Source organism: Streptomyces sp. NPDC006393, from assembly GCF_040628575.1.
Lineage (GTDB): Bacteria > Actinomycetota > Actinomycetes > Streptomycetales > Streptomycetaceae > Streptomyces.
Genome location: NZ_JBEXZD010000084.1, coordinates 13,265 through 37,662 on the forward strand (window position 1 = coordinate 13,265; position 24,398 = coordinate 37,662).

Consider the following 24,398-nt stretch of genomic DNA (forward strand, 5'->3'; position numbering starts at 1 on the left):
GCGGCATCTCGCCGCATCGGTGTCCACCACTCTTCGCACGCCGCCGATCAGGACGGCGGCTCCCGGAAGGAACTCAAGTGAAGCTTCAGCGCATGAACCGGCGGGCACTCGCTCTCGGCGTCCTCGCCGTCTCCGGCGCCCTGGCCCTCACGGCGTGCGGCTCCGACAACAACAGCGGCAAGGACGGCGGCTCCGGCGGCTCGTCCGCCGCCGCCGCTCCCGGCTCGGTCAAGTGCGACAGCGCCAAGGGCCAGTTGCAGGCGTCCGGTTCCTCGGCGCAGAAGAACGCGATCGACGCGTGGGTCAAGCAGTACGGCCAGGCCTGCAAGGACGTCCAGATCAACTACAACCCGACCGGTTCGGGCGCCGGCATCACCGCCTTCCTCCAGGGCCAGACCGCGTTCGCCGGTTCGGACTCCCCGCTGAAGCCGGAGGAGATCGAGCAGTCCAAGAAGGTCTGCTCCGGCGGCCAGGCGATCGACCTGCCCATGGTCGGCGGCCCGATCGCGATCGGCTTCAACGTCCCGGGCGTGGACAGCCTGACGCTCGACCCGGCCACCATCGCCAAGATCTTCAACGGCAAGATCACCAACTGGAACGACGAGGCGATCAAGAAGCTGAACCCCGGCGCCAAGCTGCCCGACCTGAAGATCCAGGCGTTCCACCGCTCCGACGAGTCCGGCACCACGGACAACTTCACCAAGTACCTGATCGCCACCGCCAAGAGCGACTGGCCGTACTCGGGCGGCAAGGCCTGGCAGGCCAAGGGCGGCCAGTCCGCGCAGGGTTCCTCCGGCCTCGCCCAGCAGGTCAAGCAGACCTCCGGCGCGATCTCCTACTTCGAGCTCTCCTACGCCTCCGACGGCGTCAAGACCGTCGACCTGAAGACCGGCGCCGCCACCCCGGCCAAGGCCACCGTCGAGAACGCCACCAAGGCCATCGCCTCGGCGCAGGTGGTCGGCACCGGGCAGGACATGGCGCTGAAGCTCAACTACGAGCCGAAGGAGGACGGCGCCTACCCGCTCACCCTGGTGACCTACGAGATCGCCTGTGACAAGGGCAACAAGGCCGACACCCTGCCGGCCGTGAAGTCCTTCCTGTCCTACATCGCCTCCGAGGACGGCCAGAAGCAGCTGACCGGCGCCTCCTACGCGCCGATCCCCGACGAGATCATCACCAAGGTCCGCTCCACCATCTCGGGCCTGAGCTGATCTGAGCGTGCGGCCGGGTCCCGCCACCGAACGGGGCCCGGACCGCATCGTCCGGTGCACCGCCGCCAGGAGCCCGTACACCGCGTACGGCTCCGCAGACCGGAGAACCCGATGGACACCACCACACAGCACAACGACGCAGCTCCGCCCCTCACCCCCACCACGGGCCCGGCCGCCCACAAGCGCGCCGCCCGTGGCGCCACCCGTCCCGGGGACCGCATCTTCCTCGGGCTCTCCCGGGGGTCGGGCATCCTGCTCCTGGTGATCATGGCCGCGATCGCGGTCTTCCTCACCTACCGTGCCACCCTCGCCATCAGCAAGGACGACGGCAACTTCCTGACCGCCTTCGAGTGGAACACCGGCCTGCTGCCGCCCCGGTTCGGCATCGCCGTGCTGGCCTTCGGCACGGTCGTCTCCTCGATCGTCGCCATGGCCCTCGCGGTCCCGGTCGCGGTCGGCATCGCGCTGTTCCTCACGCACTACGCCCCGCGCAGGCTCAGCGGGCCCATCGCCTACGTGATCGACCTGCTGGCCGCCGTGCCGTCGATCGTCTACGGCCTGTGGGGCGCCCTGGTCCTCGTACCGCACCTGAACGGCCTGTACGGCTGGCTCGACGACTACCTCGGCTGGACCGGCGTCCTGTCCTGGCAGGGCGGCGCCCCGCGGTCGCTGCTCACCGTGGGCATCCTGCTGGCGATCATGATCCTGCCGATCATCACCAACGTCAGCCGCGAGGTCTTCCGCCAGGTCCCGCGGATGCACGAGGAGGCCGCACTGGCCCTCGGCGCCACGCGCTGGGAGGTCATCCGCATGTCGGTGCTGCCCTTCGGCCGCTCCGGTGTGATCTCCGCCTCGATGCTCGGCCTCGGCCGCGCGCTCGGCGAGACGATGGCCGTCGCCACCGTGCTCTCCCCGACCTTCGACATCAAGGCCAGCCTGCTGGACCCGGGCGGCGGCACCTTCGCCCAGAACATCGCGAGCAAGTTCAACGAGGCCACCGAGTTCGGCCAGGACGCGCTGATCGCCTCCGGCCTCGTGCTGTTCGTGATCACCCTGCTGGTCAACGGCGCGGCCCGCATGATCATCAACCGCCGCAAGGAGTACTCGGGGGCCAACGCATGAGCACGCCAGCCGTCACCGACAAGCGCGCCGGCTCGCTGCGCGGCGCCAGCCTTCCCAAGTGGTTCCCGCTCGCCGTCGTCGTGGGCTCCGTCGCCGTGGCCGTGGCCATCGGCCTGGGCGCCGGACTGGACAGCAAGGTGCAGTGGGGCCTGATCGCCGCCGTCCTCGCCGTCCTCGTCACCTATGTCGTCGCAAGCCGGGTCGAGGGCCGCAGGCAGGCCAAGGACCGCATCGCCACCAGCCTGGTCTGGGTCTGCTTCCTCGTCGCCGTCGTCCCGCTGGCCTCCCTGATCTGGGCCACCGTCAAGCGCGGTGTGAAGGTCCTCGACGGCTACTTCCTCAGCCACTCCATGGCCGGCGTCGCCGACACCGAGCCGGGCGGCGGCATCTACCACGCCCTGCTCGGCACCCTGGAGCAGGTGGGCCTCGCCACCCTCATCGCCGTGCCGATCGGTGTGCTGACCGCGATCTACCTGGTCGAGTACGGGCGCGGCGGGCTCGCCAAGGCCGTCACCTTCTTCGTCGACGTGATGACCGGCATCCCCTCGATCGTCGCCGGCCTCTTCGTCCTCAGTTTCTGGATCCTGATCCTCAAGATGGGCTACTCCGGCTTCGCCGGTTCGCTCGCCCTGGCGATCCTGATGATGCCCGTGGTGGTCCGCTCCACGGAGGAGATGCTCAAGCTCGTTCCCAACGAGCTGCGCGAGGCCTCCCTCGCGCTGGGCGTCCCGAAGTGGCGCACGATCCTCAAGGTGGTCCTGCCGACGTCCATCGGCGGCATCGCCACGGGTGTGATGCTCTCCATCGCGCGCATCACCGGTGAGACCGCTCCCGTCCTGCTGCTGGTCTGGGGCACGAACTTCATCAACACCAACCCCTTCAAGGACCCGCAGGGCTCGCTGCCGCTGTACATCTACCAGCAGTACGCGAACAGCTCGGGTTCCGGCGCGGCCTACGACCGTGCCTGGGCGGCGGCTCTCACCCTCATCGCCTTCGTGATGATCCTCAACCTGGTGGCCCGCGGCATCGCCCGCTGGAAGGCCCCGCGCTGACAATCCGCGGCTACCGCCGCGTGGCCGGCCGCTTGATGGCGGCCACTCAGCGACTCAGACGACTGGAAGTGAACAAGTAGTCATGGCCAAGCGAATCGACGTGAGCGGGCTCACCGCCTACTACGGCTCCCACAAGGCGATCGAGGACATCTCGATGACGGTCGAGCCGCGTTCGGTGACGGCCTTCATCGGGCCGTCCGGCTGCGGCAAGTCGACGTTCCTGCGGACCCTGAACCGGATGCACGAGGTCACGCCGGGCGGCCGGGTCGAGGGCAAGGTGATGCTGGACTCCGAGGACCTCTACGGCGCCGGCATCGACCCGGTCTCCGTCCGCCGCGAGGTGGGCATGGTGTTCCAGCGGCCGAACCCGTTCCCCACCATGTCGATCTTCGACAACGTGGCGGCGGGGCTGCGCCTGAACGGCAACTACAAGAAGAGCGAGCTGAACGACGTCGTCGAGAAGTCGCTCAAGGGCGCGAACCTCTGGAACGAGGTCAAGGACCGCCTGAACAAGCCGGGCTCGGGGCTGTCCGGTGGTCAGCAGCAGCGGCTGTGCATCGCGCGGGCGATCGCCGTCGAGCCGAAGGTGCTGCTCATGGACGAGCCCTGCTCCGCCCTGGACCCGATCTCCACCCTCGCCATCGAGGACCTGATCGGCGAGCTGAAGGAGCGCTTCACGATCGTCATCGTGACGCACAACATGCAGCAGGCGGCGCGTGTCTCGGACCGTACGGCGTTCTTCAACCTGGCGGCCGTCGGGCAGCCGGGCCGGCTGATCGAGATCGACGACACCGAGCGGATCTTCTCCAACCCCTCGGTCCAGGCCACCGAGGACTACATCTCCGGCCGCTTCGGCTGATCCGAGCCGGTCCCCGACCCCTCGCGGTGCTGCATGGCGGTGCCACCGCGAGGATGCGGAAAGGCCCGCCCCTGGCTCCCGGGGGCGGGCCCTACGCGTTGCCGGCCGGGGGCGCTCCCGCCCCTGGCCGGGCTCTCCTACAGGAACGCCAGGTTGATCAGCCAGAAGGCCAGGGCCGACACGATCGCGGCGGCCGGCATGGTGATGAACCAGCCGAGGACGATGTTCTTCGCCACGCCCCAGCGGACGGCGTTCACCCGCTTCGTCGCGCCCACACCCATGATCGCCGAGGTGATGACGTGGGTGGTGGAGATCGGCGCCTTGAACAGGAAGGCGGTGCCGAACATGATCGACGCGCCGGTCGCCTCGGCCGCGAAGCCCTGCGGCGGGTCCAGCTCGATGATCTTGCGGCCCAGGGTGCGCATGATGCGCCAGCCGCCCGCGTAGGTGCCCAGCGACAGCATCAGCGCGGAGATCAGCTTCACCCACACCGGGATCGGGTCGCCGTACGTCTCGACGCCGCCGATGACCAGCGCCATCACCACGACACCCATGGTCTTCTGGGCGTCCTGGAGGCCGTGGCCGAGCGCCATGCCGGCCGCGGAGACCGTCTGCGCGATACGGAAGCCGCGCTTGGCCTTGTGCGGGTTGGTCCGGCGGAAGATCCACATGATCAGCGCCATGACCAGGTAGCCGACGATCAGGCCGACCACCGGCGACAGGAACATCGGCGTGACGACCTTGTCCAGGACGCCGTTCCAGTGCACCGCCGTACCGCCCGCCAGGGCCGCGCCCACCAGGCCGCCGAACAGGGCGTGCGAGGAGGACGAGGGCAGGCCGAAGTACCAGGTGACCAGGTTCCAGACGATGGCGCCGAGCAGCGCCGAGAAGAGGATCCCCATCCCCTTGCCGCCGCTGGGGGTCTCGATCAGACCCTCGCTGACGGTCTTGGCGACCCCGCTGCCCAGGAAGGCGCCGGCGAGGTTCATCACCGCGGCCATCGCCAGCGCGGCCCGCGGGGTGAGCGCGCGGGTCGAGACGGAGGTGGCGATGGCGTTCGCGGAGTCGTGGAAGCCGTTGGTGTAGGCGAAGCCGAGGGCGACCAGGATGGTCAGTATCAGAGCGAAGGTGTCCATGGACGCCTCAGGACTCCTTGACCGCGATGGTCTCCACCGTGTTCGCCACGTGCTCGAAGGCGTCCGCCGCCTCCTCCAGCACGTCCACGATCTGCTTGAGCTTGAGCACCTCGATCGCGTCGTACTTGCCGTTGAACAGGTGGGCGAGGAGCTTGCGGTGGATCTGGTCCGCCTGGTTCTCCAGGCGGTTCACCTCGATCCAGTACTCGGTGAGGTTCTCCATCGTGCGCAGGTGCGGCATGGCCTCGGCGGTCAGCTCGGCCGCCCGCGCCAGGACCTCGATCTGCTGCTCGACGCCCTTGGGCAGTTCCTCGATGTTGTAGAGGACGACCAGGTCGACGGCCTCCTCCATGAAGTCCATGATGTCGTCGAGGGACGACGCGAGGGAGTAGATGTCCTCGCGGTCGAAGGGCGTGATGAAGGAGGAGTTCAGCTGGTGGAAGATCGCGTGCGTGGCGTCGTCGCCTGCGTGTTCCGCGGCCCGCATACGCTCTGCGATCTCGGCCCGGGCGGAGGTGTCCGCCCCGAGCAGTTCCATCAGGAGTTTCGAGCCCGTGACGATGTTGTCCGCGGACGCGGCGAACATGTCGTAGAAGCTCGTCTCCCTGGGGGTCAGACGAAAGCGCACGTGGGGTCCTCGGGGTGCTTCGGTTTCGGTCAGGGTGATGCTAAGCGCATCATCCGGCCACGGCCGAGAGTCTCGGGCGTCCATTCTGCCCGGGGCTCTCAGGGGGCCGTCCCCCAGTGTCGCCCATCGGGCACGGTGCTCGTCACGGGGGCTTGCCAGGGGTCCCTACCCGGGAAATTTCGGTACGATATACCCGGCAGGGGTATGCCTTGACTTCGTTACGAGCGGGAGGACGCGATGACGACCACCGAGGCCGGCGCGACGGCGCCCTCCGACGGCACCACGGCCGCGCCCCCCGGGGAAGCCGGGCATGAGCACGCCACGTACGGCTACCACAAGCAGAAGGCGGAGCACCTCAAGCGGCTGCGCCGGATCGAGGGCCAGATCCGCGGGCTCCAGCGGATGGTCGACGAGGACACCTACTGCATCGACATACTCACCCAGGTGTCCGCCTCCACCAAGGCCCTCCAGTCCTTCGCCCTGCAGCTGCTGGAGGAGCACCTGCGGCACTGCGTGGCCGACGCGGCCGTCAAGGGCGGCTCGGAGATCGACGCGAAGGTGGAGGAGGCCACCAAGGCGATCGGGCGGCTGCTGCGGACCTGAGCAAGGGATGTACGGGGCCGGGGCCCGCTCAGCCGTCGGAGCCGGTGCGGCGTTCCTCGGCGACTCTCAGCACCTCGTCGATGCTCTCCAGGCTGAGCCGCTCCCGGGCCGCCGAGGCCGCGATGATCAGCTCTCCGCACAGCTCGATCTCGGCGAGGGCCACGTGGTCCTGGACTGCCGTACCCACCGGAGCCACGCGCGTCACCTCTTCTCTGTCGTCGCCGGCTTCCTAGAGTAGGGAGCCGTCCACGGACCGCGCATGGCACGGAAGGGCTAGTTCGCCGGTCATTTCCGGCCACCGGGCCGCTTCACCGGGCCGCCCGTGCCCCTCTCACCGCTCGGCGATCCGGCCGGCGTAGATGTCCTTCGACTGCGGCAGCGTCACGCTCACCGGCGTCCCGAAGGCGTACAGCAGGGTCGTGGAGAAGACGGCCACCGTCTTCCTGTCGTGGCCGTGGCCGCCGACGAAGCTGAAGCGCTGCCGGAGCTTGCGGACCCGGCCCTGGTCGTCGAGGTAGACGTCGAACGGGACATCGGCCGTGGCGAACCCTTTCGCCGCCGCCTTCAGCGCGGCCTTCAGCGCCTCCTCGCCGGCCGCCGAGGCGTTCTTCGCCGCCAGCGCCAGATCGGCGGTGCCCCTGAAGTGCCGCACCGCGACACCCGCCACCCGCGTGTCCCCCACGAACGCCGCGGTGCGCGTCCCGCGCAGCACCTGGGCGGCGGCGAACGGGTCGGTGGCGCCGCCGGTGACCAGGTTGCCGTCGGAGAGCGTCGCCGTCTCCACCCGCACCCACTTGTCGGCGGGCACGCCCGCTCCCCGGTTCTTCATGAACAGGGCGCCAGGAGCGAGCAGTTCGGTGATCGGCCGGTGCTCGGGGGCCCCGGCCGGGTCCTGCGGCAGCACCAGCGTCAGCCGCCCGAGCTGCTGCCGGAAGTCGTAGACCCCCTCGCCGCGGATGGTCACGCGCGTTCCGCCCGCGGCCATCTCCATCGCCGTACGGGCCTGGGAACTGCCCGCCGCGAGCAGCGCGTCGGGGACCTGGCGCACGGTCCGCACCGGGTCGTGGGCCGCGCGCGAGTCCTCGGCGGCCACGCCGTCGCCGGAGCATCCGGTGGCACACGCGCAGACCAACAGCCCCGCCGCGAGCACCGCCTTGCCCGTCTTCCGCCGCTGCCGCTCCGCCATCGCCTGCCTACCCCCAGCCGCTCTGTCGGTCACCGTCCCCCTGTCCTCCGGTTCAACGACGAGTGCCCAGGCCCGTCACGCGCCGGCGGCAGCCGCGGGAGGCCGCAACCGGTTGTTCATCTGGCGTGGGTAGCGTGGTCGGCGTGGCGCGACAAGAAGGGCCCGGCCCTGCGCAAGAGCAACGGCAGCACCAGGAACACCGCACGACGACCGTCGAACAGGGGCGCTTCTGCCTGGCCCGGTGCGGCTGCGGCTGGCGCGGTCCCGCCCGCCGGGCGCGCAGCCTGGCCCGCTCGGACGCGGAGGGGCACGCGCGGGACGCCTGACGGCCCTCAAGGGGCGCCCGGCTGTCCTACGGCCTCACGTCGGGCGCAGCACGGTCAGCAGTTCGTCGACGAGTTCGCGGTCGCGGAACTGGGTCAGCCGGTCGCGGGCGGCGGCGGGCGACAGCCAACGCAGCCGGTCCACCTCCTTGTTGGGGGTGAAACGGCCCGCGGTGGCCTCGGCCGCCCAGTACCGCACCCGCTTGGGACGCCCGCCCGCCATGTAGGCGACGGTGCTCAGCTCCACGCCCGGAACCGCCGTGTACCCCGTCTCCTCCGCCACCTCCCGCAGCGCGCCCGCGAGCGGGTCCTCACCGGGCTCGAGCTTTCCCTTCGGCCAGGACCAGTCGTCGTACTTCGGCCGGTGCACCAGGCACAGCTTTAGGGAGCCGCCCGAGCCGCCCGACGGGGCGCGTCGCCACAGGACGCAGCCGGCCGCCCGGACGACGGTGTCCTTCGTTTCCTTCGTTTCCTTCGTCCGCGGCACCGGGCCTCACCGCCTCCTTCAGCTCGTGCCCTCAGTTCGCGCCGATCGCCTGCATCTGCCACGCCTGCTGGAAGGCGAACCTGGCCGCCTCCACCTCGTGGCGCTGATCCGCGTGGAGCACGCCGAGCGCGTACGCCGTCGCCGGCGCGATGCGGGGCGTACGGGCGGCCGCGGCCGCGGCGGCCGCCGCCTCCGAGGCGTCACGGTGCCGGTCGAGCGCGCGGCCGGCCGCCAGAAGCCGCACGTCCACGGGGGCGCCCTCCGCGTCGGCGACGAGCAGTGCCTCCTGGGCGTACCGGTGCAGGCGCAGCAGCAGGCGGACCTGGTGCCAGGGGGTGTCCTGGGGGTGCGGGGACGGGTCCGGGGACAGGCCGTGGACCAGCGCGGCCGCGTTGTACGGGCTGCCCGCGGTGACGAGGGGGAGCGCGGCGACGGCGTCCGTCAGGCGTTCCTCGGCGGCGGCGGCGAGGGGGTGGGGGGCCGTGGTGTGCGCGGTGGGGGCGAGGGGGACGTCGCTGGCGAGGACGGCGACCTTGTCGGCGACGGCGTGGAAGCGGCTGGAGCCGAGGGCCTCGAGGGCTGTGGAGTGGGCACGGGTGCGGGCGAGGGTGAGTTGGCGGTCGAGGAGGGCGCCTGCTTTTGCGGCGCCCACGGTGAGGTTGCCGTTGCCGTTGCCGTTGCCGTTGCCGTTGCCGCGGTCGCGTGTGGGTGCGGGTGCGGGTGCGGGTGGGTGGGGAACCGTTCCGCCCGTGGCGGGTGCCGCTGCGCCCACCCGTGCCGCCCCAGCGGCACGACTGCCCGCAGCTGCGTCCGTACCAGTGGTGCGAGTGCCCGCAGCTGCGTCCGTACCAGTGGTGCGAGTGCCCGCAGCTGCGTCCGTACCAGCGGCACGACTGCCCGCAGCCGCCTCGGGGGACAGTCTGTGGAGGGCCTGCAACAGGCGGTCCAGGCGGGCCCGGTAGGCGTGTTCTCGGGCCAGGGTGCCGGAGAGCCAGGCGAGTTCGGGGCGGAGTTCCTCGGCCCAGGTCTCGTCCAGCAGGGGGCGGAAGGTGTGCAGGGTGCCGCTGATGCGGCGGGCCGCGCGGCGCAGGGCCCGGGCCGCGTCGACGGACTCCTCGCTGCCGCCCGCGGCGCCGCCGCCCGTCTCGCGGTGCAGGCGCAGGGCACGGAGGAACTCCGTCGCCCGCGCCCGCAGATAACCCGCGAGTGCGTCGACGGCCACCGGCCCGGCGGCCGTGGGGTCCGTCGGGTCAAGGTGTTGCTGTGCCACGCCGGCGCCTCCGGGCGTCTATGAGCGTCTCCTGAATGTTGCGCAGGGGCTGGCCGTCACCGTCGACCGCGTGCCGGGTCCAGTCGCCGTCCGGGCCGAGGTGCCAGGAGGCGGTGGTGTCGGCCATGCCGGTCTCCAGGAGCCGGTTGAGCGCGGCTCGGTGGGCCGGGTCGGTGACCCGGACCAGGGCCTCGATACGGCGGTCGAGGTTGCGGTGCATCATGTCGGCGCTGCCGATCCACACCTCGGGTTCGCCGCCGTTGCCGAAGGCGAAGATCCGCGAGTGCTCCAGGAAGCGGCCGAGGATCGACCGGACGCGGATGTTCTCCGACAGTCCGGGTACGCCGGGGCGCAGCGCGCAGATGCCGCGCACCCACACGTCGACGGGCACTCCGGCCTGCGACGCCCCGTAGAGGGCGTCGACGACCGCCTCGTCGACCATCGAGTTGACCTTGACGCGGATGGAGGCGGGCCGTCCGGCGCGGTGGTGCTGGACCTCCTTGTTGATCCGCGAGACGAGGCCGTCCCGCAGGGACTTGGGCGCGACGAGCAGTCGGCGGTAGGTCTCGCGGCGGGAGTAGCCGGAGAGGCGGTTGAACAGGTCGGACAGGTCCGCGCCGACCTGCGGGTCCGCGGTGAGCAGGCCGAGGTCCTCGTACAGCCGGGCGGTCTTGGGGTGGTAGTTGCCGGTGCCGACGTGGCTGTAGCGCCGCAGGGTGTCGTCGCCCTCCTGGCGGACCACCAGGGACAGCTTGCAGTGGGTCTTCAGACCCACCAGGCCGTAGACGACGTGGCAGCCGGCCTCCTCCAGCTTGCGCGCCCACTTGATGTTGGCGTGCTCGTCGAAGCGGGCCTTGATCTCGACCAGGACGAGGACCTGCTTGCCGGCCTCGGCGGCGTCGATGAGCGCGTCGACTATCGGGGAGTCGCCGGAGGTGCGGTACAGGGTCTGCTTGATGGCGAGGACGTCCGGGTCGGCCGCCGCCTGCTCCAGGAAGGCCTGGACGGAGGTGGAGAAGGAGTCGTACGGGTGGTGCAGGAGGACGTCCCGCTGGCGCAGGGCGGCGAAGATGTCGGGCGCGGACGCCGACTCGACCTCGGCGAGGTCGCGGTGGGTGCCGGCGACGAACTTGGGGTACTTCAGCTCGGGCCGGTCGAGGCTGTGGATGCGGAAGAGGCCGGTGAGGTCGAGCGGGCCGGGCAGCGGGTACACCTCGGCCTCGCCGATCTTCAGCTCGCGCACGAGGAGGTCGAGCACCTCGCGGTCGATGGACTCCTCGACCTCCAGGCGCACCGGCGGCCCGAAGCGGCGCCGCATGAGCTCCTTCTCCAGGGCCTGGAGCAGGTTCTCGGCGTCGTCCTCCTCGACCTCCAGGTCCTCGTTGCGGGTGAGGCGGAAGGTGTGGTGCTCCAGGACCTCCATGCCCGGGAACAGCTCCTCCAGGTGGGCGGCGATGACGTCCTCGAGGGGGACGTAGCGGCCCGGGGAGCTCTCCAGGAAGCGGGAGAGCAGCGGCGGCACCTTGACCCGGGCGAAGTGGCGGTGGCCGGTGACGGGATTGCGTACGACCACGGCCAGGTTCAGGGAGAGGCCGGAGATGTACGGGAAGGGGTGTGCGGGGTCGACCGCCAGGGGGGTCAGCACGGGGAAGATGCGCTGCCGGAACAGGGTGAACAGGCGGGCCTGCTCCTTCTCCGTCAGCTCGCTCCAGCGGACCAGGTGGATGCCCTCCTCCGCCAGGGCGGGGGCGACGTCCTCGTGGTAGCAGGCGGCGTGCCGGGCCATGAGCTCGCGGGAGCGGGCCCAGATCATCTCCAGCACCTCGCGCGGCTGGAGGCCGGAGGCGGACCGGGTGGCGACTCCGGTGGCGATACGGCGCTTGAGGCCGGCCACCCGGACCATGAAGAACTCGTCGAGGTTGCTGGCGAAGATCGCGAGGAAGTTCGCCCGCTCCAGCAGGGGCGTGTTCGGGTCCTCGGCGAGTTCCAGGACCCGTTCGTTGAAGGCGAGCCAGCTGCGCTCCCGGTCGAGGAACCGGCCCTGGGGCAGCTGTTCCCCTTCGGCGTCCGTCACCTCGTAGGCGTCGAGGTCGGCGTCGAGATCGGGGTCCAGGTCGGAGACCGCGGCCGCCACGGTGTGCGGGCGGTGCGCGGCTATGGAGCCCACGGAGGGCTGGACGTGCGGGACCTGCGCTGCGGCCTGGGTGTCTGACTGGCTCATGAACCCATTCTTCCGCGCCGTGGGGAAGACAGGCGCGTCGGAAGGCGCGGGCGCGAGCACGGCTGCGGTCCCCTCGGGGGGCGGCGAAGGCTCTGGCACGGCGGGTCTCATTGAGCGAGCGTCGCAAGGCCGTCTGAATCGCCGGTTACGGAGACATGACGTGCCGGATAGCGGGGGGCGGCCCACAGGGATCAGCGGCAGCCCCGGACCCCGTGTCACTCCAGGTGCCCGGATGCCGCCGGCACGTCTCCGTGCGGTGGAGCGTCACGTCCGCGTGCGGTGGAGCGTCGTGTCCGCGCGCCGTGGAGCGTCACGTCTCCGTGCGGTACATGAGGTCCGTCTCGTACGTCGTGAAGCCGAGCCGCTCGTAGACCGACACCGCGGCCTTGTTGTCGGCGTCGACGTAGAGCATCGCGGTGGGCAGGCCCTGCGCGGCCAGGTGGCGCAGGCCGATCAGCGTGAGGGCCTTGCCGAGGCCGCCGCCCTGCGCGCCGGGGCGGACCCCGAGGACGTACACCTCGCCGAGCCCCTCGGCCGCGTGGACCTTGGTCCAGTGGAAGCCGACCAGCCGGCCCTCGCGCTCGGCCAGGAAGAACCCGCTCGGGTCGAACCAGGGCTCCGCCTCGCGGGCGTCGAGGTCGCGCTGGGTGAGGGAGCCCTGCTCGGGGTGGTGGGCGAACGCCTCCGCGTTCACGGCGAGCCAGGCGGCGTCGTCCTGGCCGGGGACGAAGGTCCGTACCGTCACCCCCTCCGGCAGCACCGGCTCCGGCAGGTCGAGGCCGGCCAGCGGGCGCCGCATCTGCCGCAGTTCCCGGAACAGGGTCAGCCCGAGCACCTGCGACAGGTGCCGGGCGGCGGAGTGACCGCCGTGCGCCCACACCCGCAGCCGCTTGCCGGAGGCGGCCAGCAGCGCCGATCCGAGTGCCCGCCCGTGTCCGTGGCCGCGGTGCGCGGGGTGGACGACCAGCTCGGCGGCGGGCGCCTCCACGGGGTCGGTGTCCTCCAGCTGCGCGTAGCCGACCAGCTCGCCGTCGACGCTCAGCAGGAGATGGGAGACGCCCTCGCGGGCGCCGCCGCGCAGCTGGAGCCGGCCCTGTTCGGACACCGCCGGCTGCCCGTCGGTGCGGGTGGCCTCCGCCAGCAGGCCGAGCACGGCTTCGACCTGGCCGGGGGAGAGCGCGGAGAGGGACTCCAGGGAGCGGGCGATCGGTGCGGTGTCGTCGCTGGTCATGCGTCCGAGACTACCGACGACCACCGGATCGGGGGGTCGGCTTGCCACGGGTCATGGCAGTTCGGGCTGTTCCGTCGGGTCCGGCAGCTCCGGCAGCTCCGGCAGTTCCGGCGGCGGGGTGGGTGCCCCCGGCAGCCGTACGGTCGCCACCGTGCCGCCGCCCTCGGCCGGGGCGAGGGCGACCTCGCCGCCGGCCTGCTGGATCGTGCGGGCGACGATGGACAGACCCAGGCCCGAGCCGGGCAGCGCGCGGGCGCTCGGGGAGCGCCAGAAGCGGTCGAAGACGTGGGGGAGTTCGTCGGCGGCGATACCGGGGCCGTGGTCGCGGACCGTGAGGACACCGTCGGCCAGCAGCACCTCGACCGCACCGGCCTCGGGGCTGAACTTCACCGCGTTGTCCAGGATGTTGACGATCGCGCGTTCCATGGCCGCCGGTTCCGCCCGTACGTACCAGGGGTCCAGGTCCGCCGTGACGGTCAGCTCGGGGCCGCGCAGCCGGGCGCGGCGCAGCGCCGTGTCCACGGTGTCGTGGAACGCGATCACCTGGACCCGCTCGCCCCGCTGGCCCTCCGAACGCGACAGCTCCTGGAGGTCGCCGATCAGCGAGGCGAGCTCCGTCATCTGCGCCTTGACCGAGGCCAGCAGCGCCTTGCGGTCGGCCTCCGGGAGCGGGCGGCCGGTCTCCTCGCTGCGGGAGAGGAGCTCGATGTTGGTGCGCAGCGAGGTCAGCGGGGTGCGCAGCTCGTGGCCCGCGTCCGCGATCAGCTGCTGCTGCAGATCGCGGGAGCTGGCCAGGGCGGACGTCATCGAGTTGAAGGAGCGGGACAGGCGGGCGATCTCGTCCTCGCTGTCGTCCTCCACGGGGATGCGGATGGTCAGGTCCTCGGTGCGGGCCACGTGCTCGACGGCCTCGGTGAGCCGGTCGACGGGACGCAGACCGGCGCGGGCGACGGCGAGACCGGCGGCTCCGGACCCGACGACCCCCAGGCCGGAGACGAGCAGGAGCAGCAGCGCCAGGTCGCTGAGGGTCTTCTCGGTGTCCTTCAGGGACAGGGCGAGCATGAAGGCGATGCCCGGGTAGGCCTCGGCGTTGGGCCCGGGGCCCGTCGGGACGGCGAGGGTCATCACCCGGACGTTGTTGCCCTGTGTGTCGGTGGCGGTGTGGAAGGTGCGCTGCCGCACGTTGGGGGCGGCGGCCACCTTCTTGTCCACGGCGCTGACCTTGATCACGCCTTCGGAGCGGGGGTCCACGCAGAACCGGCCCTGTGCCGTCACCAGCTGCACGTAGAGGAACGAGCGCTGCATGTCGCCGGTCGAGTCGTCCGTGGTCTGCGTGCAGTCGGCGGCGAGCGACGACGCCGTGGTGGCGGTGACCCGGCCGTAGCTGCCCAGCCGGGAGTCCACCTCGCTGTACAGCCGCCGCTGCACGACGAACCAGCAGGCGATGGAGACCGCCGCCACCGCGAACGCCACCGCCGCCGCCACCAGCAACGCCAGTCGGGAGCGGATCGGCAGCGAGCGGAACCGGCGCGCGACCTTGCTCACTCCGCGCCGCCCTGCCGCAGGACGTACCCCACCCCGCGCACCGTGTGCACCAGGCGCGGCTCGCCGCCGGCCTCGGTCTTGCGTCGCAGGTACATCACGTAGACGTCGAGGGAGTTCGACGACGGCTCGAAGTCGAAGCCCCAGACCGCCTTCAGGATCTGCTCACGGGTGAGCACCTGGCGCGGATGGGCCATGAACATCTCCAGCAGCGTGAACTCGGTGCGGGTCAGCTCCACCTGCCGTCCGCCGCGCGTGACCTCGCGGGTGGCCAGGTCCATGCGCAGGTCGGCGAAGGTGAGCGCGTCGCCCTCGTCCGCCGCGCCCGCCACGGCCGCGGCGTAGGAGCTGCGGCGCAGCAGAGCGCGGATACGGGCGAACAGCTCGTCCAGCTCGAACGGCTTGACCAGGTAGTCGTCCGCCCCGGCGTCCAGCCCGGTGACCCGGTCGCCGACCGTGTCGCGGGCCGTCAGCATCAGGATCGGGGTGGTGTCGCCCGCCCCGCGGATGCGTCGGGCGGCCGTCAGGCCGTCCATGCGGGGCATCTGGATGTCGAGGACGACCAGGTCCGGTCCGTACGCGCCCGCCTTCTCCAGGGCGTCCGCGCCGTCGACCGCGACCTCGGTGTCGTAGCCCTCGAAGGCGAGGCTGCGCTGGAGTGCCTCGCGCACCGCCGGCTCGTCGTCGACGATCAGGATGCGCTGGAGGTCACGGTCGCGGTCGCGGTCACGGTCGCCGTCGAGGGGGCTCATCGGTCGTTGTTCCTCGGGTTTCCTCGGGCCGGTCGGCCTTTCCTGGGGCCGGTCGGCAGGGGAGCGGCAGGGACGCTCCCAGCGTCGCACGTTCCGCGCCCACCGGGTGGGGCACGGGGCCTCGCGGCCTGTCACGCCGCCAGGGTGCCCCGCGCCCGTCACGCAGCCAGGGTGCCCCGCGCCCCTTACGCGGCCAGGGCCGTGAGCCGCCTCAGCGGCACCTTGGGGCGGCGCGAGCGCCCGGCGGGGGTGCGCAGTCCCATCAGCTGGGGGACGGCGGCCGGGGGCAGCGGGGGGCGGTCGGCGGCGTTGTCCGCCGGGCTGTGGAGTTCCTTCGCTACGGCCAGCGTCAGGGAGACGCCCGCGGGGACGCTCGCGTCGACGGTCTCGGTCCACTCGTGCACGACCTGCTGGATCATGGCGTACTCCTTGCTGCGAGGTGTTGCGGGGTGCTGGCTGGGTCTGCTGGTCGTCGTCCTCGGTGTCGCTGTCGGTGGGTCGGTGGGGTCGGTGGGTCAGCGGGTTCCGTTGGCCGTCGGCTTCGTCGTCGGCGCCGTCGCTTCGGCTCCGGTCAGCTCTGGGAGCCGGCGCGCAGCTTGGCCAGGTCGGCCTTGACGGTGTTGATCGGGATGGCGAAGCCGAGGCCCACGCTGCCCGCGCTGGACGAGTCCGAGGCGGCGGCGGCCGAGTACATCGCCGAGTTGATGCCGACGACGTTGCCGTTCGCGTCGATGAGCGCGCCGCCGGAGTTGCCCGGGTTCAGGGAGGCGTCGGTCTGGATGGCCTTGTAGGTGGTCGTGGAGGAACCGGTGTCGCCGTTGAAGTGGCGGCCGCCGAACTCGAACGGCCACTGGCCGTCGCCCTGTCCCTGTCCCTGGTTCTCGTCGGTGGAGACGGTCACGTCCCGGTCGAGGGCGGAGACGATGCCACTGGTGACGGTGCCGGTCAGGCCTTCGGGGGAGCCGATGGCGACGACCTGGTCGCCGACCGCGACGCCGTCGGAGTTGCCGAGGGCCGCCGGCTTCAGGCCGGAGGCTCCGTCCAGCTTGATCAGGGCGAGGTCCTTGGAGCTGTCGGTGCCGACGACCTGCGCGGTGTAGCTCTTGCCGTCGCTGGTCCGGGCCTTGACCGAGGAGGCTCCGGCTATGACGTGGTTGTTGGTGAGGATCTCGCCACCGCTGCTGATGATCACGCCGGAGCCGGTGGACGTGCCGCCCGCGAGGGAGGCGGTGATCTCCACCACGCTCGGGCTGACCGCCTTGGCGATCGCCGCGATGCTGCCCCGCTGGCCGGTGGGCACCACGTTGGTGCTGGTGCTGCTGGAGGCCACCGTGTCCTTCCCGGTCAGTTCCTGGAAGGCGAACGCGGTGCCGCCGCCCACGGCCGCGGCGGCGATCGCCACGGCGGCGAGCAGTGCGACCGGGCCCTTGGCGCGCTTCTTCGGGGGCTGCGAGGGCTGCGCGGGCGGGTACGCCGGGGGGAAGGCCGGAGGATGCGCCGGCGGGGCCGGCCACTCCGGGTTCACCGGGGAGGAGGCGTGCTGCTGCCGGTACGGGAACGGGTCCTGCCCGTCACCCCGGGGGTCCTCGTACGCGCCGCTGCGGCGGAAGCTCTCGGTCATGTCATTGAGAGTGTCCCGGGATCATGAGAGCTTCGTGAGTCCCCGCTGAAAAGCCCGACAGAACCGCGTATGCCCGAAATAAGGGCTGCCGGGGGGCCGGATAAGGGCGGCCGGGGAGGGCCGGAGAGCCGAGCCGGGAGGGCTACGCGCAGCCGCAGGACTTCCGGACCACGAGCCGTGACGGGAACACCTTCAGCCGCTCCCGCCGCGACCCGGCGACCCGGAGCCCGTCGTCGAGCACCAGGTCCACGGCCGCCCGGGCCATCGTCGACCGGTCGGAGGCGACGGTGGTCAGCGGCGGATCCGTCAGCGCCGCCTCCTTGATGTCGTCGAACCCGGCCACGGCCAGCTCGCCCGGCACGTCGATGCGCAGCTCCCGCGCGGCCCGCAGCAGGCCGATCGCCTGGTCGTCCGTGGAGCAGAAGATCGCCGGCGGCCGGTCGGGGCCGGAGAGGATCTCCAGGCCGACCTTGTAGGCGTCGTAGCGGTTGTACGGCGCCTCGAAGAGCCGTCCCTCCGTCGACAGGCCCGCCTCGGCCATCGCCCGCCGCCAGCCCTCGACGTGGTCGGAGACCGGGTCGCCCACGGCCGGTGTCTCGGCGGTGCCGCCCACACAGGCGACGTAGTCGTAGCCGTGCTCCAGCAGGTGGCGTACGGCGAGCTGGGCGCCGCCGAGGTCGTCGGTGACCACGGCCACGTCGTCGATGGCCTCGGGCCGCTCGTGCAGCAGTACGACCCGGGCGTCCCAGGCCTCGATCTCGGCGGCGGCCTGGTCGTTCAGCGCGTGGCTGACCAGGATCAGGCCGGAGACCCGCATACCGAGGAAGGCGCGCAGGTAGTGGACCTCGCGCTCGGCGACGTAGTCGGTGTTGCCGACCAGGACCATCTTGCCGCGCTCGGCGGCGGCCCACTCGACCGCGTGCGCCATCTCCCCGAAGAAGGGCTGGCGGGCGTCCGGGATGATCAGCCCTATCAGGTCCGTGCGGCGCGAGGCCATCGCCTGGGCGACCCGGTCGGGCCGGTACCCCAGTTCCTTGATCGCGGCGAGCACACGCTCGCGCGTGGCCGGGGCGACCGGCCGGGGTCCGTTGTTGATGACATAGCTGACCACGGCGGTGGAAGTCCCCGCCAGCCTCGCCACGTCGTCCCGAGTCACCTTTGCCACGCGCGGAGTCTACGCGGATGGATCCGCCCGGGGCAGGGCGTATCAAAGCTTGGATGTGCGCCCGCAACGCCCACCACGCCGACGAGCACGCCCCGGGCCCCGCATCCGAGCGCACTCCGCCCGTACGGAGCGGCCCTTCCCGGGCGCACTCCGGCCGTACGGAGCGGCCCTTCCGGGCGCACTCCGCCGTCCACACGGGCCGTCTCCCGGCCCCGCTCGCGCCCCGGCCCCTGGCGCCCGCTCGCGCCCGCCCCAGGGGCTGCTCGGGCCTGCTCTCGGCCTCGGCCCTATCGCGCCTGCTCCCGGCCCCGCTCGCGCCTGCGCCCGGCCCGCTCGTGCCCGACGCGGGTCAGGCCTTCGCGCGGGCCCCGGCCCGGACAGCGGCGGCGGCGGAGTCCGTGTCGTCCGCGGGCGTCCGGGCCTTCTCGGTCTTCGCCTTGTTCTTGGCCTCGTCCGCGGTGCGGTCGCTCTTCTCGGGGGTGACGAAGCGGTAGCCGACGTTTCGCACGGTGCCGATCAGCGACTCGTGCTCGGGCCCGAGCTTGGCGCGCAGCCGCCGGACGTGGACGTCGACGGTCCGGGTGCCGCCGAAGTAGTCGTAGCCCCAGACCTCCTGGAGCAGCTGGGCGCGGGTGAACACGCGCCCCGGGTGCTGCGCGAGGTACTTCAGCAGCTCGAACTCCTTGAAGGTGAGGTCCAGCACCCGGCCCTTGAGCTTGGCGCTGTACGTCGCCTCGTCCACCGACAGGTCGCCGTTGCGGATCTCCATCGGCGAGTCGTCGCCCACGATCTGCTGGCGGCCCATGGCCAGCCGCAGCCGTGCCTCGACCTCGGCGGGACCGGCGGTGTCCAGCAGCACGTCGTCGATGCCCCAGTCGGCGGTGACGGCCGCCAGGCCGCCCTCCGTCACGACGAGGATCAGCGGACAGCCGGGGCCGGTGGAGCGCAGCAGCTGGCACAGGCTGCGCACCTGCGGCAGGTCGCGCCGCCCGTCGACCAGGATGACGTCGGCACCCGGGGTGTCCACGAGCGCCGGACCCTCCGCCGGAGCCACGCGCACGTTGTGCAGCAGCAGACCGAGGGCGGGAAGCACCTCCGTCGACGGCTGAAGGGCGTTGGTCAGGAGCAGCAGTGAACTCATCGCGCCCCACCTGCCTGGGTCGTATGTTCGTGCACGGTTCGCTCGTCCATGGCGTCTGGTTCCTCCTCGGGTCCCGGCGAGGACGTAGGCGGCACTGCTTCGCCCTTCTTTGCGTGCTGCGAATCCCGCGCCCCTGGGACCCGCTGCGGCCTTGACGGCCGCTGTGCGATCGACGGCCCGTACACCTGCGGTTTCCCGCGTCGTATACAACGCTTCCGAAAGCACAAAAGGACCCGGGGGCTTCGCTGCCCGAGTCCTCTTCCCAGCAGAATAGCCGACATGAGCTCGGATACGGCAGGTCATGTGGCGCGTTCGACGATCGTCCCGGAGTCTGAGACGCCGCCGCGGACACGTGTCAGGAGGTTCCTGACCACGGCGGACGGGGTGGCGATCGACGCCGTGTACGAACCGGGCGCGACCGGCGGGCACGGCTCGGACGGAGTGTTCGTGATCGCACACGGTTTCACCGGCGACCTGGGCCGGCCGCACGTGCGCCGGGTGGCGCGGACGCTGGGCCGGTACGGGGCCGTGGTCACGTTCTCGTTCCGCGGCCACGGGGCCTCCGACGGGCGCTCGACGGTCGGTGACCGGGAGGTGCTGGACCTGGCGGCGGCGGTGGCGTGGGCGCGCTGCCTCGGGCACACCCGCGTGACGACCGTCGGCTTCTCCATGGGCGGCTCCGTGGTGCTGCGGCACGCGGCGCTGTACGGCTCCCGATCGGACGCCCGGGAGGTTCGGGAGGCCTGGGAGGCCTGGGAGGCCGCCCGGAAGGTCCGGGAGGAGGCTCGGGAGACGCCGGGGCAGGGGCAGACCCGGGAAGTGGCGCGGACGGACGCGGTGGTCTCGGTCAGCGCCCCCGCGCGCTGGTACTACCGGGGCACGGCCCCCATGCGCCGGCTGCACTGGCTCGTCATGCGCCCCGAGGGCCGCCTGCTGAGCCGCTACGGCCTGCGCACCCGCATCCACCACCGCGACTGGGACCCCGTCCCGCTGTCCCCCGTCGAGTCGGTCCCGCTCATCACGCCCACGCCTCTGCTGATCGTGCACGGCGACCGGGACGCCTACTTCCCCCTCGACCATCCCCGGATGCTGGCCACGGCCGCCGGTGACCACGGCGAACTCTGGCTGGAGCCCGGCATGGGCCACGCCGAGAACGCCGCCGCCGACGAGCTGCTGCACCGCATCGGGCGCTGGTGCCTGGCGCAGGCGGGCTAGCCTTTCCCTGTTCATTGCCGAGTGAGTCGAGGAACGGGATGGCAAAGGTCACGGTGCGCTACTGGGCGGCCGCGAAGGCCGCGGCCGGGGTCGCCGAGGAGCCGTACGAGGCGGGGACGCTCGCCGAGGCGCTCGACGCGGTGCGCGAGCGCCACCCGGGCGAACTCGCCCGCGTCCTGCTGCGCTGCTCGTTCCTCATCGACGGCGACCCCGTGGGGACGCGCGATCACGACACGGTACGGCTGACCGAGGGCGGCACGGTCGAGGTGCTCCCCCCGTTCGCAGGAGGGTGAGCGATGACCGACCAGCCGTATGAGGGCGCCCCGGGGGCCTCTGGGGCCCCGGGTTCCCCGTACCAGGGCGCTTACGAGGGCGCGTACGACAACTCGTACGACGACCCGTACGGAGGCTCGTACCAGGGCAGCCACGACCCGTACGCACAGCAGCCCCAGCCCCAGCCCCAGCCCCAGCAGCCCCACTTTCAGCAGCAGCATCAACAGCACCAGCAGCACCAGCAGCCTCAGCCCTGGCCCGGGCAGCAGCAGGCGTACGGCGACCCGCATGCCGACCAGCAGCAGTACACGCAGCAGTGGCAGGGCCAGACGTGGGAGACCCAGACCCATGCCCGGCCCGTCCCCGCGGCGGCCGAGCCGGCCGCACAGACGGCCTATCTGCCCCCGGTGAACCACCAGCCGACCCCGACCCCGACCCCGACTCCGGCGCCCGCGCCCGCGGCCCCCGCCGCCTCCTCCGCCACGGCCGCCCCGGACGGCGCCGAGCCCGCCTACGGTCCCGCGACCCTCGCCGGCAACGCCCGCGTCACCGACGCCCAGCGCGCCCGTGCCGAGGGCCGCTCACCGATCATCGAACCCGGCATGCAGCCGGCCGCGCTCACGGCGCTGCTGGGACTGCTGCTGGCCGGCGCGGCGCAGATCGGCACGTACGCGCTGCTCGTGCCGCTGGTGGCGCTCCAGGCCGTGACCGCCGCCGGCTGGTTCCGGCTGAACGGCATGTGGCCCGCCCGGCAGGGCATCGCCCTCGGTTTCGCGGGCGCGCTCGCCGCGGACGCGGCGGTGCTGGGCGCGGGCCGCGAGCACGCGCCCGCGGCGATCCTCGGCACGCTCGGGGTGTGGGTGCTGCTCTCCCTGGTCCTCCAGCTGCGCTCCCACGCCGACCCGGACGAACGGATGTACGGCCTGATGGCGACCGTCGCCGCGGCGGCGCTGGCGATCCTCGCGGCCGGGTATCTGGCGGTCGGCGCCGACGCGGTCGCGGTCGGCGCGGTGGCGGTCGCCGTGGCCGTCCTGGCGCGTGCCCTGCCGCTGCCGACGGCGGCCTCCGTGGTCGTCTCGCTGCTCGCCGCGGCGGGCGCGGGCATCGCCGCCAGCGGCATGACGGACCTGGGCTCCAAGGGCGCGCTCCTGGGCGCGGGCGCGGCGGTGTGCGCCCTGATCGGCCATCGCGCGGCAAGCTACGACTACCCCTCGCGCTTCGTGCACTTCACGGCCGGCGTCGCCCTCCCGCTGACGGCGGCGGCACCGGTGGTGTGGGTGCTGGGGCGGGCGCTGGGGTGACGCCACCGCTCTGTCACAGGTGTCTGTCACAGCTGATCGACAATCACCCGTCCGTGCGTCCGGCGGGCGTTACGCTCGCGAAGGGCGGCCGTCCGGCCGCCCCGGACCGCCGAGGGTGGGGGAACACCGGATGCGCGCGCTGCGGGTACTGCTGATCGTCGTCGTCATCCTCGGCGTGCTGTTCGTCGTGGTCGACCGGGTGGCGGTGCACTTCGCACAGAGCGAGGCCGCCGACAAGCTGAGGTCCACGGAGAACCTGGCGAGCACCCCGGACGTGTCCATCAACGGCTTCCCGTTCCTCACCCAGCTGGCGAGCGGCGAGCTGGACGACGTCGAGGTCGGCATCAAGGACTACGACGCGGCCACGGGCAACGGCACGCAGAAGATCCGTATCGACGACCTCGAGGCCGACATGAAGGGCGTGAGGTTCTCGGGCGACTACAGCTCCGCCACCGCGGACAGCGCCACCGGCACCGCGACCATCGCCTACGACGAGCTGCTGAAGACCGCCAAGTCCGAGCCCACCGACGTCGGCCTCGGCATCAAGGCCCAGGTGGTCGGCCTGTCGTACGGGGGCAACGGCAAGATCAGGGTCGCCGTCAAGTTCTCCCTGCTGCCCGAGCCGATCTCCGTGCTCAGCTCGGTCACCGTGCGCAACGACAAGGTGCAGGTGCACGCCGACTCCCTGCCGAGGCTCGCGGGCGTTCGGCTGATCGAGAGCCGGTTCCGGTCGATCACCGACTTCCAGCAGGCGATCGACCAGCTGCCGGGCGACATCAAGCTGGACTCGGTGCAGGCGGCCAAGGACGGCGTGCGGATCACCGTGAAGGGGTCGAACGTCAAGCTGGCCGGGTGATGTCCGACTGGCGAGACGGCGCCGTCCGCAGCGCAGATGCGACGACGGACGCCGGCCGCCGGACCCCGCGCCGGGACGGCCTCGATGCCGCTTCGGTCCCGCATCGCGGATGGTCCCGTCTCATCATGCGACACGCCGGTGACATGTCCGCCCGTCCCTCCCTACGATCGGGCACATGAAGCGACAGGCGGATCTCACGAAGCGGCGGGCAGTAGACCTGTGCCGCGTTGCCGCCATGCTCTGTCGCCCCTTCTGAGCGGGAGCCCCGCCTCCCGCCTCCGCCGGCCCCGCACCTGATCCGGGGCCGTCCCCGCGCCCCGTACGCCGGCGTACCACCGCCGCCACGCACCGGTGCGCCCCCTCTCACTCGCACACCCCGCCGCAACTGCCCCGGAGGAGATTGAGCATGAGCCGCACCGACGTCCTGGTCGACGCCGACTGGCTGCAGGAGCACCTGGACGACCCGACCATCGCCATCGTCGAGGTGGACGAGGACACGTCCGCGTACGACAAGAACCACATCAAGAACGCCATCCGGATCGACTGGACCAAGGACCTCCAGGACCCGGTGCGCCGTGACTTCGTCGACCAGGCCGGCTTCGAGAAGCTCCTGTCGGAGAAGGGCATCTCCAACGACCACACGGTGATCCTCTACGGCGGCAACAACAACTGGTTCGCGTCCTACGCCTACTGGTACTTCAAGCTCTACGGCCACGAGGGCGTCAAGCTCCTCGACGGCGGCCGCAAGAAGTGGGAGCTGGACGCCCGCGAGCTGGTCGACGGCACGGACGTGCCCGAGCGCGCGAAGACCGAGTACAAGGCCAAGCCGCAGGACACCTCCATCCGCGCCTTCCGCGACGACGTCGTGAAGGCCATCGGCGCCGAGAACCTGGTCGACGTCCGCTCGCCCGACGAGTTCTCCGGCAAGCTGCTCGCCCCGGCCCACCTGCCGCAGGAGCAGTCGCAGCGCCCGGGCCACGTTCCCTCCGCCAAGAACATCCCGTGGTCGAAGAACGCCAACGACGACGGCACCTTCAAGTCGGACGAGGACCTCAAGGCCCTCTACGCCGAGGAGAACGTCGACCTCGCCAAGGACACCATCGCCTACTGCCGCATCGGTGAGCGCTCCGCGCTGACCTGGTTCGTCCTGCACGAGCTGCTGGGCGTCGAGAACGTCAAGAACTACGACGGCTCCTGGACCGA

The 24,398-nt window shown here is 71.7% G+C and carries 26 protein-coding genes; 12 read left to right on the forward strand and 14 right to left on the reverse strand.

The features are described from left to right. Positions 1 to 77: 77 nt before the first annotated feature. The 4 genes from pstS (at position 78) to pstB (ending at position 4,244) form a co-directional block, all read left to right on the forward strand. Entirely contained in the window at positions 78 to 1,211 is a 1,134-nt protein-coding gene (gene pstS, locus ABZ484_RS27895) for a phosphate ABC transporter substrate-binding protein PstS (protein WP_358868681.1), read from the forward strand. Positions 1,212 to 1,322: 111 nt separating this feature from the next. Continuing rightward, positions 1,323 to 2,333 carry a phosphate ABC transporter permease subunit PstC gene (gene pstC, locus ABZ484_RS27900; RefSeq protein ID WP_358868682.1) on the forward strand — a complete coding sequence of 337 codons (1,011 nt, stop codon included), beginning with the start codon at positions 1,323 to 1,325 and terminating at the stop codon, positions 2,331 to 2,333. Further along, positions 2,330 to 3,385, forward strand: a complete 1,056-nt coding sequence (pstA, locus tag ABZ484_RS27905; protein ID WP_358868683.1) for a phosphate ABC transporter permease PstA — start codon at positions 2,330 to 2,332, stop codon at positions 3,383 to 3,385. The genes pstC and pstA overlap by 4 nt, the downstream gene beginning before the upstream one ends. Positions 3,386 to 3,467: 82 nt before the next feature. Beyond that, positions 3,468 to 4,244, forward strand: coding sequence for a phosphate ABC transporter ATP-binding protein PstB (pstB, locus tag ABZ484_RS27910; protein WP_358868684.1), 777 nt, complete (start codon positions 3,468 to 3,470; stop codon positions 4,242 to 4,244). Positions 4,245 to 4,381: 137 nt separating this feature from the next. Here pstB and ABZ484_RS27915 read toward each other — a convergent pair whose 3' ends face one another. Together ABZ484_RS27915 and ABZ484_RS27920 are read right to left on the reverse strand one after the other, a co-directional pair. Continuing rightward, positions 4,382 to 5,380: an inorganic phosphate transporter gene (locus ABZ484_RS27915; protein ID WP_030183798.1), complete on the reverse strand. Its 999-nt coding sequence runs from the start codon at positions 5,378 to 5,380 to the stop codon at positions 4,382 to 4,384. Positions 5,381 to 5,387: 7 nt separating this feature from the next. Further along, positions 5,388 to 6,008, reverse strand: coding sequence for a DUF47 family protein (locus tag ABZ484_RS27920; protein ID WP_358868685.1), 621 nt, complete (start codon positions 6,006 to 6,008; stop codon positions 5,388 to 5,390). A gap of 237 nt (positions 6,009 to 6,245) precedes the next feature. Between ABZ484_RS27920 and ABZ484_RS27925 the strand changes: the two genes are divergently transcribed. Continuing rightward, the gene (locus ABZ484_RS27925; protein WP_358868686.1) at positions 6,246 to 6,611 is read left to right on the forward strand and encodes a metal-sensitive transcriptional regulator; all 366 of its coding nucleotides are present in this window, start codon (positions 6,246 to 6,248) and stop codon (positions 6,609 to 6,611) included. A 28-nt stretch (positions 6,612 to 6,639) separates the two neighbouring features. On the opposite strand, the gene ABZ484_RS27930 is transcribed toward ABZ484_RS27925, so the two are convergent. Continuing rightward, positions 6,640 to 6,807, reverse strand: a complete 168-nt coding sequence (locus ABZ484_RS27930; RefSeq protein WP_189906024.1) for a hypothetical protein — start codon at positions 6,805 to 6,807, stop codon at positions 6,640 to 6,642. 135 nt (positions 6,808 to 6,942) lie between these two features. After that, on the reverse strand, positions 6,943 to 7,797 hold the full coding sequence (locus ABZ484_RS27935; protein WP_358868687.1) for a hypothetical protein: 855 nt from the start codon (positions 7,795 to 7,797) through the stop codon (positions 6,943 to 6,945). 143 nt (positions 7,798 to 7,940) lie between these two features. Between ABZ484_RS27935 and ABZ484_RS27940 the strand changes: the two genes are divergently transcribed. Further along, complete coding sequence (locus tag ABZ484_RS27940; RefSeq protein ID WP_358868688.1) at positions 7,941 to 8,123, forward strand: hypothetical protein; 183 nt, start codon at positions 7,941 to 7,943, stop codon at positions 8,121 to 8,123. A gap of 34 nt (positions 8,124 to 8,157) precedes the next feature. On the opposite strand, the gene ABZ484_RS27945 is transcribed toward ABZ484_RS27940, so the two are convergent. The 10 genes from ABZ484_RS27945 to ABZ484_RS27990 all read right to left on the reverse strand — a co-directional run bounded on the left by ABZ484_RS27945 (position 8,158) and on the right by ABZ484_RS27990 (position 19,550). Continuing rightward, a complete protein-coding gene (locus ABZ484_RS27945) occupies positions 8,158 to 8,607 on the reverse strand; it encodes an NUDIX hydrolase (RefSeq protein ID WP_358868689.1) in 450 nt (149 codons plus the stop codon). 31 nt (positions 8,608 to 8,638) lie between these two features. After that, entirely contained in the window at positions 8,639 to 9,877 is a 1,239-nt protein-coding gene (locus ABZ484_RS27950; RefSeq protein WP_358868690.1) for a CHAD domain-containing protein, read from the reverse strand. Beyond that, positions 9,858 to 12,209, reverse strand: coding sequence for an RNA degradosome polyphosphate kinase (locus ABZ484_RS27955; protein ID WP_358868691.1), 2,352 nt, complete (start codon positions 12,207 to 12,209; stop codon positions 9,858 to 9,860). The genes ABZ484_RS27950 and ABZ484_RS27955 overlap by 20 nt, the downstream gene beginning before the upstream one ends. Positions 12,210 to 12,408: 199 nt before the next feature. After that, positions 12,409 to 13,329, reverse strand: coding sequence for a mycothiol synthase (gene mshD / locus ABZ484_RS27960; protein ID WP_358868692.1), 921 nt, complete (start codon positions 13,327 to 13,329; stop codon positions 12,409 to 12,411). 51 nt (positions 13,330 to 13,380) lie between these two features. Beyond that, a complete protein-coding gene (locus ABZ484_RS27965; RefSeq protein ID WP_358868693.1) occupies positions 13,381 to 14,874 on the reverse strand; it encodes a HAMP domain-containing sensor histidine kinase in 1,494 nt (497 codons plus the stop codon). Then, positions 14,871 to 15,623 carry a response regulator transcription factor gene (locus tag ABZ484_RS27970; RefSeq protein ID WP_358868694.1) on the reverse strand — a complete coding sequence of 251 codons (753 nt, stop codon included), beginning with the start codon at positions 15,621 to 15,623 and terminating at the stop codon, positions 14,871 to 14,873. Before ABZ484_RS27970 ends, ABZ484_RS27965 begins: the two co-directional genes overlap by 4 nt. 185 nt (positions 15,624 to 15,808) lie before the next feature. Beyond that, the gene (locus ABZ484_RS27975; protein ID WP_358868695.1) at positions 15,809 to 16,042 is read right to left on the reverse strand and encodes a hypothetical protein; all 234 of its coding nucleotides are present in this window, start codon (positions 16,040 to 16,042) and stop codon (positions 15,809 to 15,811) included. A gap of 152 nt (positions 16,043 to 16,194) precedes the next feature. Further along, a complete protein-coding gene (locus ABZ484_RS27980; protein WP_358868696.1) occupies positions 16,195 to 17,244 on the reverse strand; it encodes a trypsin-like peptidase domain-containing protein in 1,050 nt (349 codons plus the stop codon). Positions 17,245 to 17,386: 142 nt separating this feature from the next. Further along, entirely contained in the window at positions 17,387 to 18,409 is a 1,023-nt protein-coding gene (locus ABZ484_RS27985) for a LacI family DNA-binding transcriptional regulator (protein ID WP_358868697.1), read from the reverse strand. 349 nt (positions 18,410 to 18,758) lie between these two features. Beyond that, positions 18,759 to 19,550 carry a response regulator transcription factor gene (locus ABZ484_RS27990; RefSeq protein ID WP_358868698.1) on the reverse strand — a complete coding sequence of 264 codons (792 nt, stop codon included), beginning with the start codon at positions 19,548 to 19,550 and terminating at the stop codon, positions 18,759 to 18,761. Between the two features lie 279 nt (positions 19,551 to 19,829). Here ABZ484_RS27990 and ABZ484_RS27995 point away from each other — a divergent pair, with 279 nt between their 5' ends. From ABZ484_RS27995 to ABZ484_RS28020, 6 genes are all read left to right on the forward strand, one after another. Continuing rightward, complete coding sequence (locus tag ABZ484_RS27995) at positions 19,830 to 20,765, forward strand: alpha/beta fold hydrolase (protein ID WP_358868699.1); 936 nt, start codon at positions 19,830 to 19,832, stop codon at positions 20,763 to 20,765. A 38-nt stretch (positions 20,766 to 20,803) separates the two neighbouring features. Further along, on the forward strand, positions 20,804 to 21,058 hold the full coding sequence (locus tag ABZ484_RS28000; RefSeq protein WP_030164669.1) for a MoaD/ThiS family protein: 255 nt from the start codon (positions 20,804 to 20,806) through the stop codon (positions 21,056 to 21,058). Between the two features lie 3 nt (positions 21,059 to 21,061). Further along, entirely contained in the window at positions 21,062 to 22,339 is a 1,278-nt protein-coding gene (locus ABZ484_RS28005) for a hypothetical protein (RefSeq protein ID WP_358868700.1), read from the forward strand. A 130-nt stretch (positions 22,340 to 22,469) separates the two neighbouring features. Further along, on the forward strand, positions 22,470 to 23,195 hold the full coding sequence (locus ABZ484_RS28010) for a DUF2993 domain-containing protein (RefSeq protein ID WP_358868701.1): 726 nt from the start codon (positions 22,470 to 22,472) through the stop codon (positions 23,193 to 23,195). 175 nt (positions 23,196 to 23,370) lie between these two features. Then, the gene (locus ABZ484_RS28015; protein ID WP_350751515.1) at positions 23,371 to 23,451 is read left to right on the forward strand and encodes an Ms5788A family Cys-rich leader peptide; all 81 of its coding nucleotides are present in this window, start codon (positions 23,371 to 23,373) and stop codon (positions 23,449 to 23,451) included. Positions 23,452 to 23,601: 150 nt separating this feature from the next. After that, on the forward strand, positions 23,602 to 24,398 hold a 797-nt coding region (locus ABZ484_RS28020), incomplete at its 3' end, for a sulfurtransferase (protein ID WP_358868702.1).

Excerpts from the sequence above, each read along its gene's own strand:
- pstC (WP_358868682.1), top strand. The coding sequence starts at position 1,323 with ATGGACACCACCACACAGCACAACGACGCAGCTCCGCCCCTCACCCCC.
- pstA (WP_358868683.1), top strand. The coding sequence starts at position 2,330 with ATGAGCACGCCAGCCGTCACCGACAAGCGCGCCGGCTCGCTGCGCGGC.
- pstB (WP_358868684.1), top strand. The coding sequence starts at position 3,468 with ATGGCCAAGCGAATCGACGTGAGCGGGCTCACCGCCTACTACGGCTCC.
- ABZ484_RS27915 (WP_030183798.1), bottom strand. The coding sequence starts at position 5,380 with ATGGACACCTTCGCTCTGATACTGACCATCCTGGTCGCCCTCGGCTTC.
- ABZ484_RS27925 (WP_358868686.1), top strand. The coding sequence starts at position 6,246 with ATGACGACCACCGAGGCCGGCGCGACGGCGCCCTCCGACGGCACCACG.
- ABZ484_RS27935 (WP_358868687.1), bottom strand. The coding sequence starts at position 7,797 with ATGGCGGAGCGGCAGCGGCGGAAGACGGGCAAGGCGGTGCTCGCGGCG.
- ABZ484_RS27955 (WP_358868691.1), bottom strand. The coding sequence starts at position 12,209 with ATGAGACCCGCCGTGCCAGAGCCTTCGCCGCCCCCCGAGGGGACCGCA.
- mshD (WP_358868692.1), bottom strand. The coding sequence starts at position 13,329 with ATGACCAGCGACGACACCGCACCGATCGCCCGCTCCCTGGAGTCCCTC.
- ABZ484_RS27970 (WP_358868694.1), bottom strand. The coding sequence starts at position 15,623 with ATGAGCCCCCTCGACGGCGACCGTGACCGCGACCGCGACCGTGACCTC.
- ABZ484_RS27975 (WP_358868695.1), bottom strand. The coding sequence starts at position 16,042 with ATGATCCAGCAGGTCGTGCACGAGTGGACCGAGACCGTCGACGCGAGC.
- ABZ484_RS27980 (WP_358868696.1), bottom strand. The coding sequence starts at position 17,244 with ATGACCGAGAGCTTCCGCCGCAGCGGCGCGTACGAGGACCCCCGGGGT.
- ABZ484_RS27990 (WP_358868698.1), bottom strand. The coding sequence starts at position 19,550 with ATGAGTTCACTGCTGCTCCTGACCAACGCCCTTCAGCCGTCGACGGAG.
- ABZ484_RS27995 (WP_358868699.1), top strand. The coding sequence starts at position 19,830 with ATGAGCTCGGATACGGCAGGTCATGTGGCGCGTTCGACGATCGTCCCG.
- ABZ484_RS28000 (WP_030164669.1), top strand. The coding sequence starts at position 20,804 with ATGGCAAAGGTCACGGTGCGCTACTGGGCGGCCGCGAAGGCCGCGGCC.
- ABZ484_RS28005 (WP_358868700.1), top strand. The coding sequence starts at position 21,062 with ATGACCGACCAGCCGTATGAGGGCGCCCCGGGGGCCTCTGGGGCCCCG.
- ABZ484_RS28010 (WP_358868701.1), top strand. The coding sequence starts at position 22,470 with ATGCGCGCGCTGCGGGTACTGCTGATCGTCGTCGTCATCCTCGGCGTG.
- ABZ484_RS28015 (WP_350751515.1), top strand. The coding sequence starts at position 23,371 with ATGAAGCGACAGGCGGATCTCACGAAGCGGCGGGCAGTAGACCTGTGC.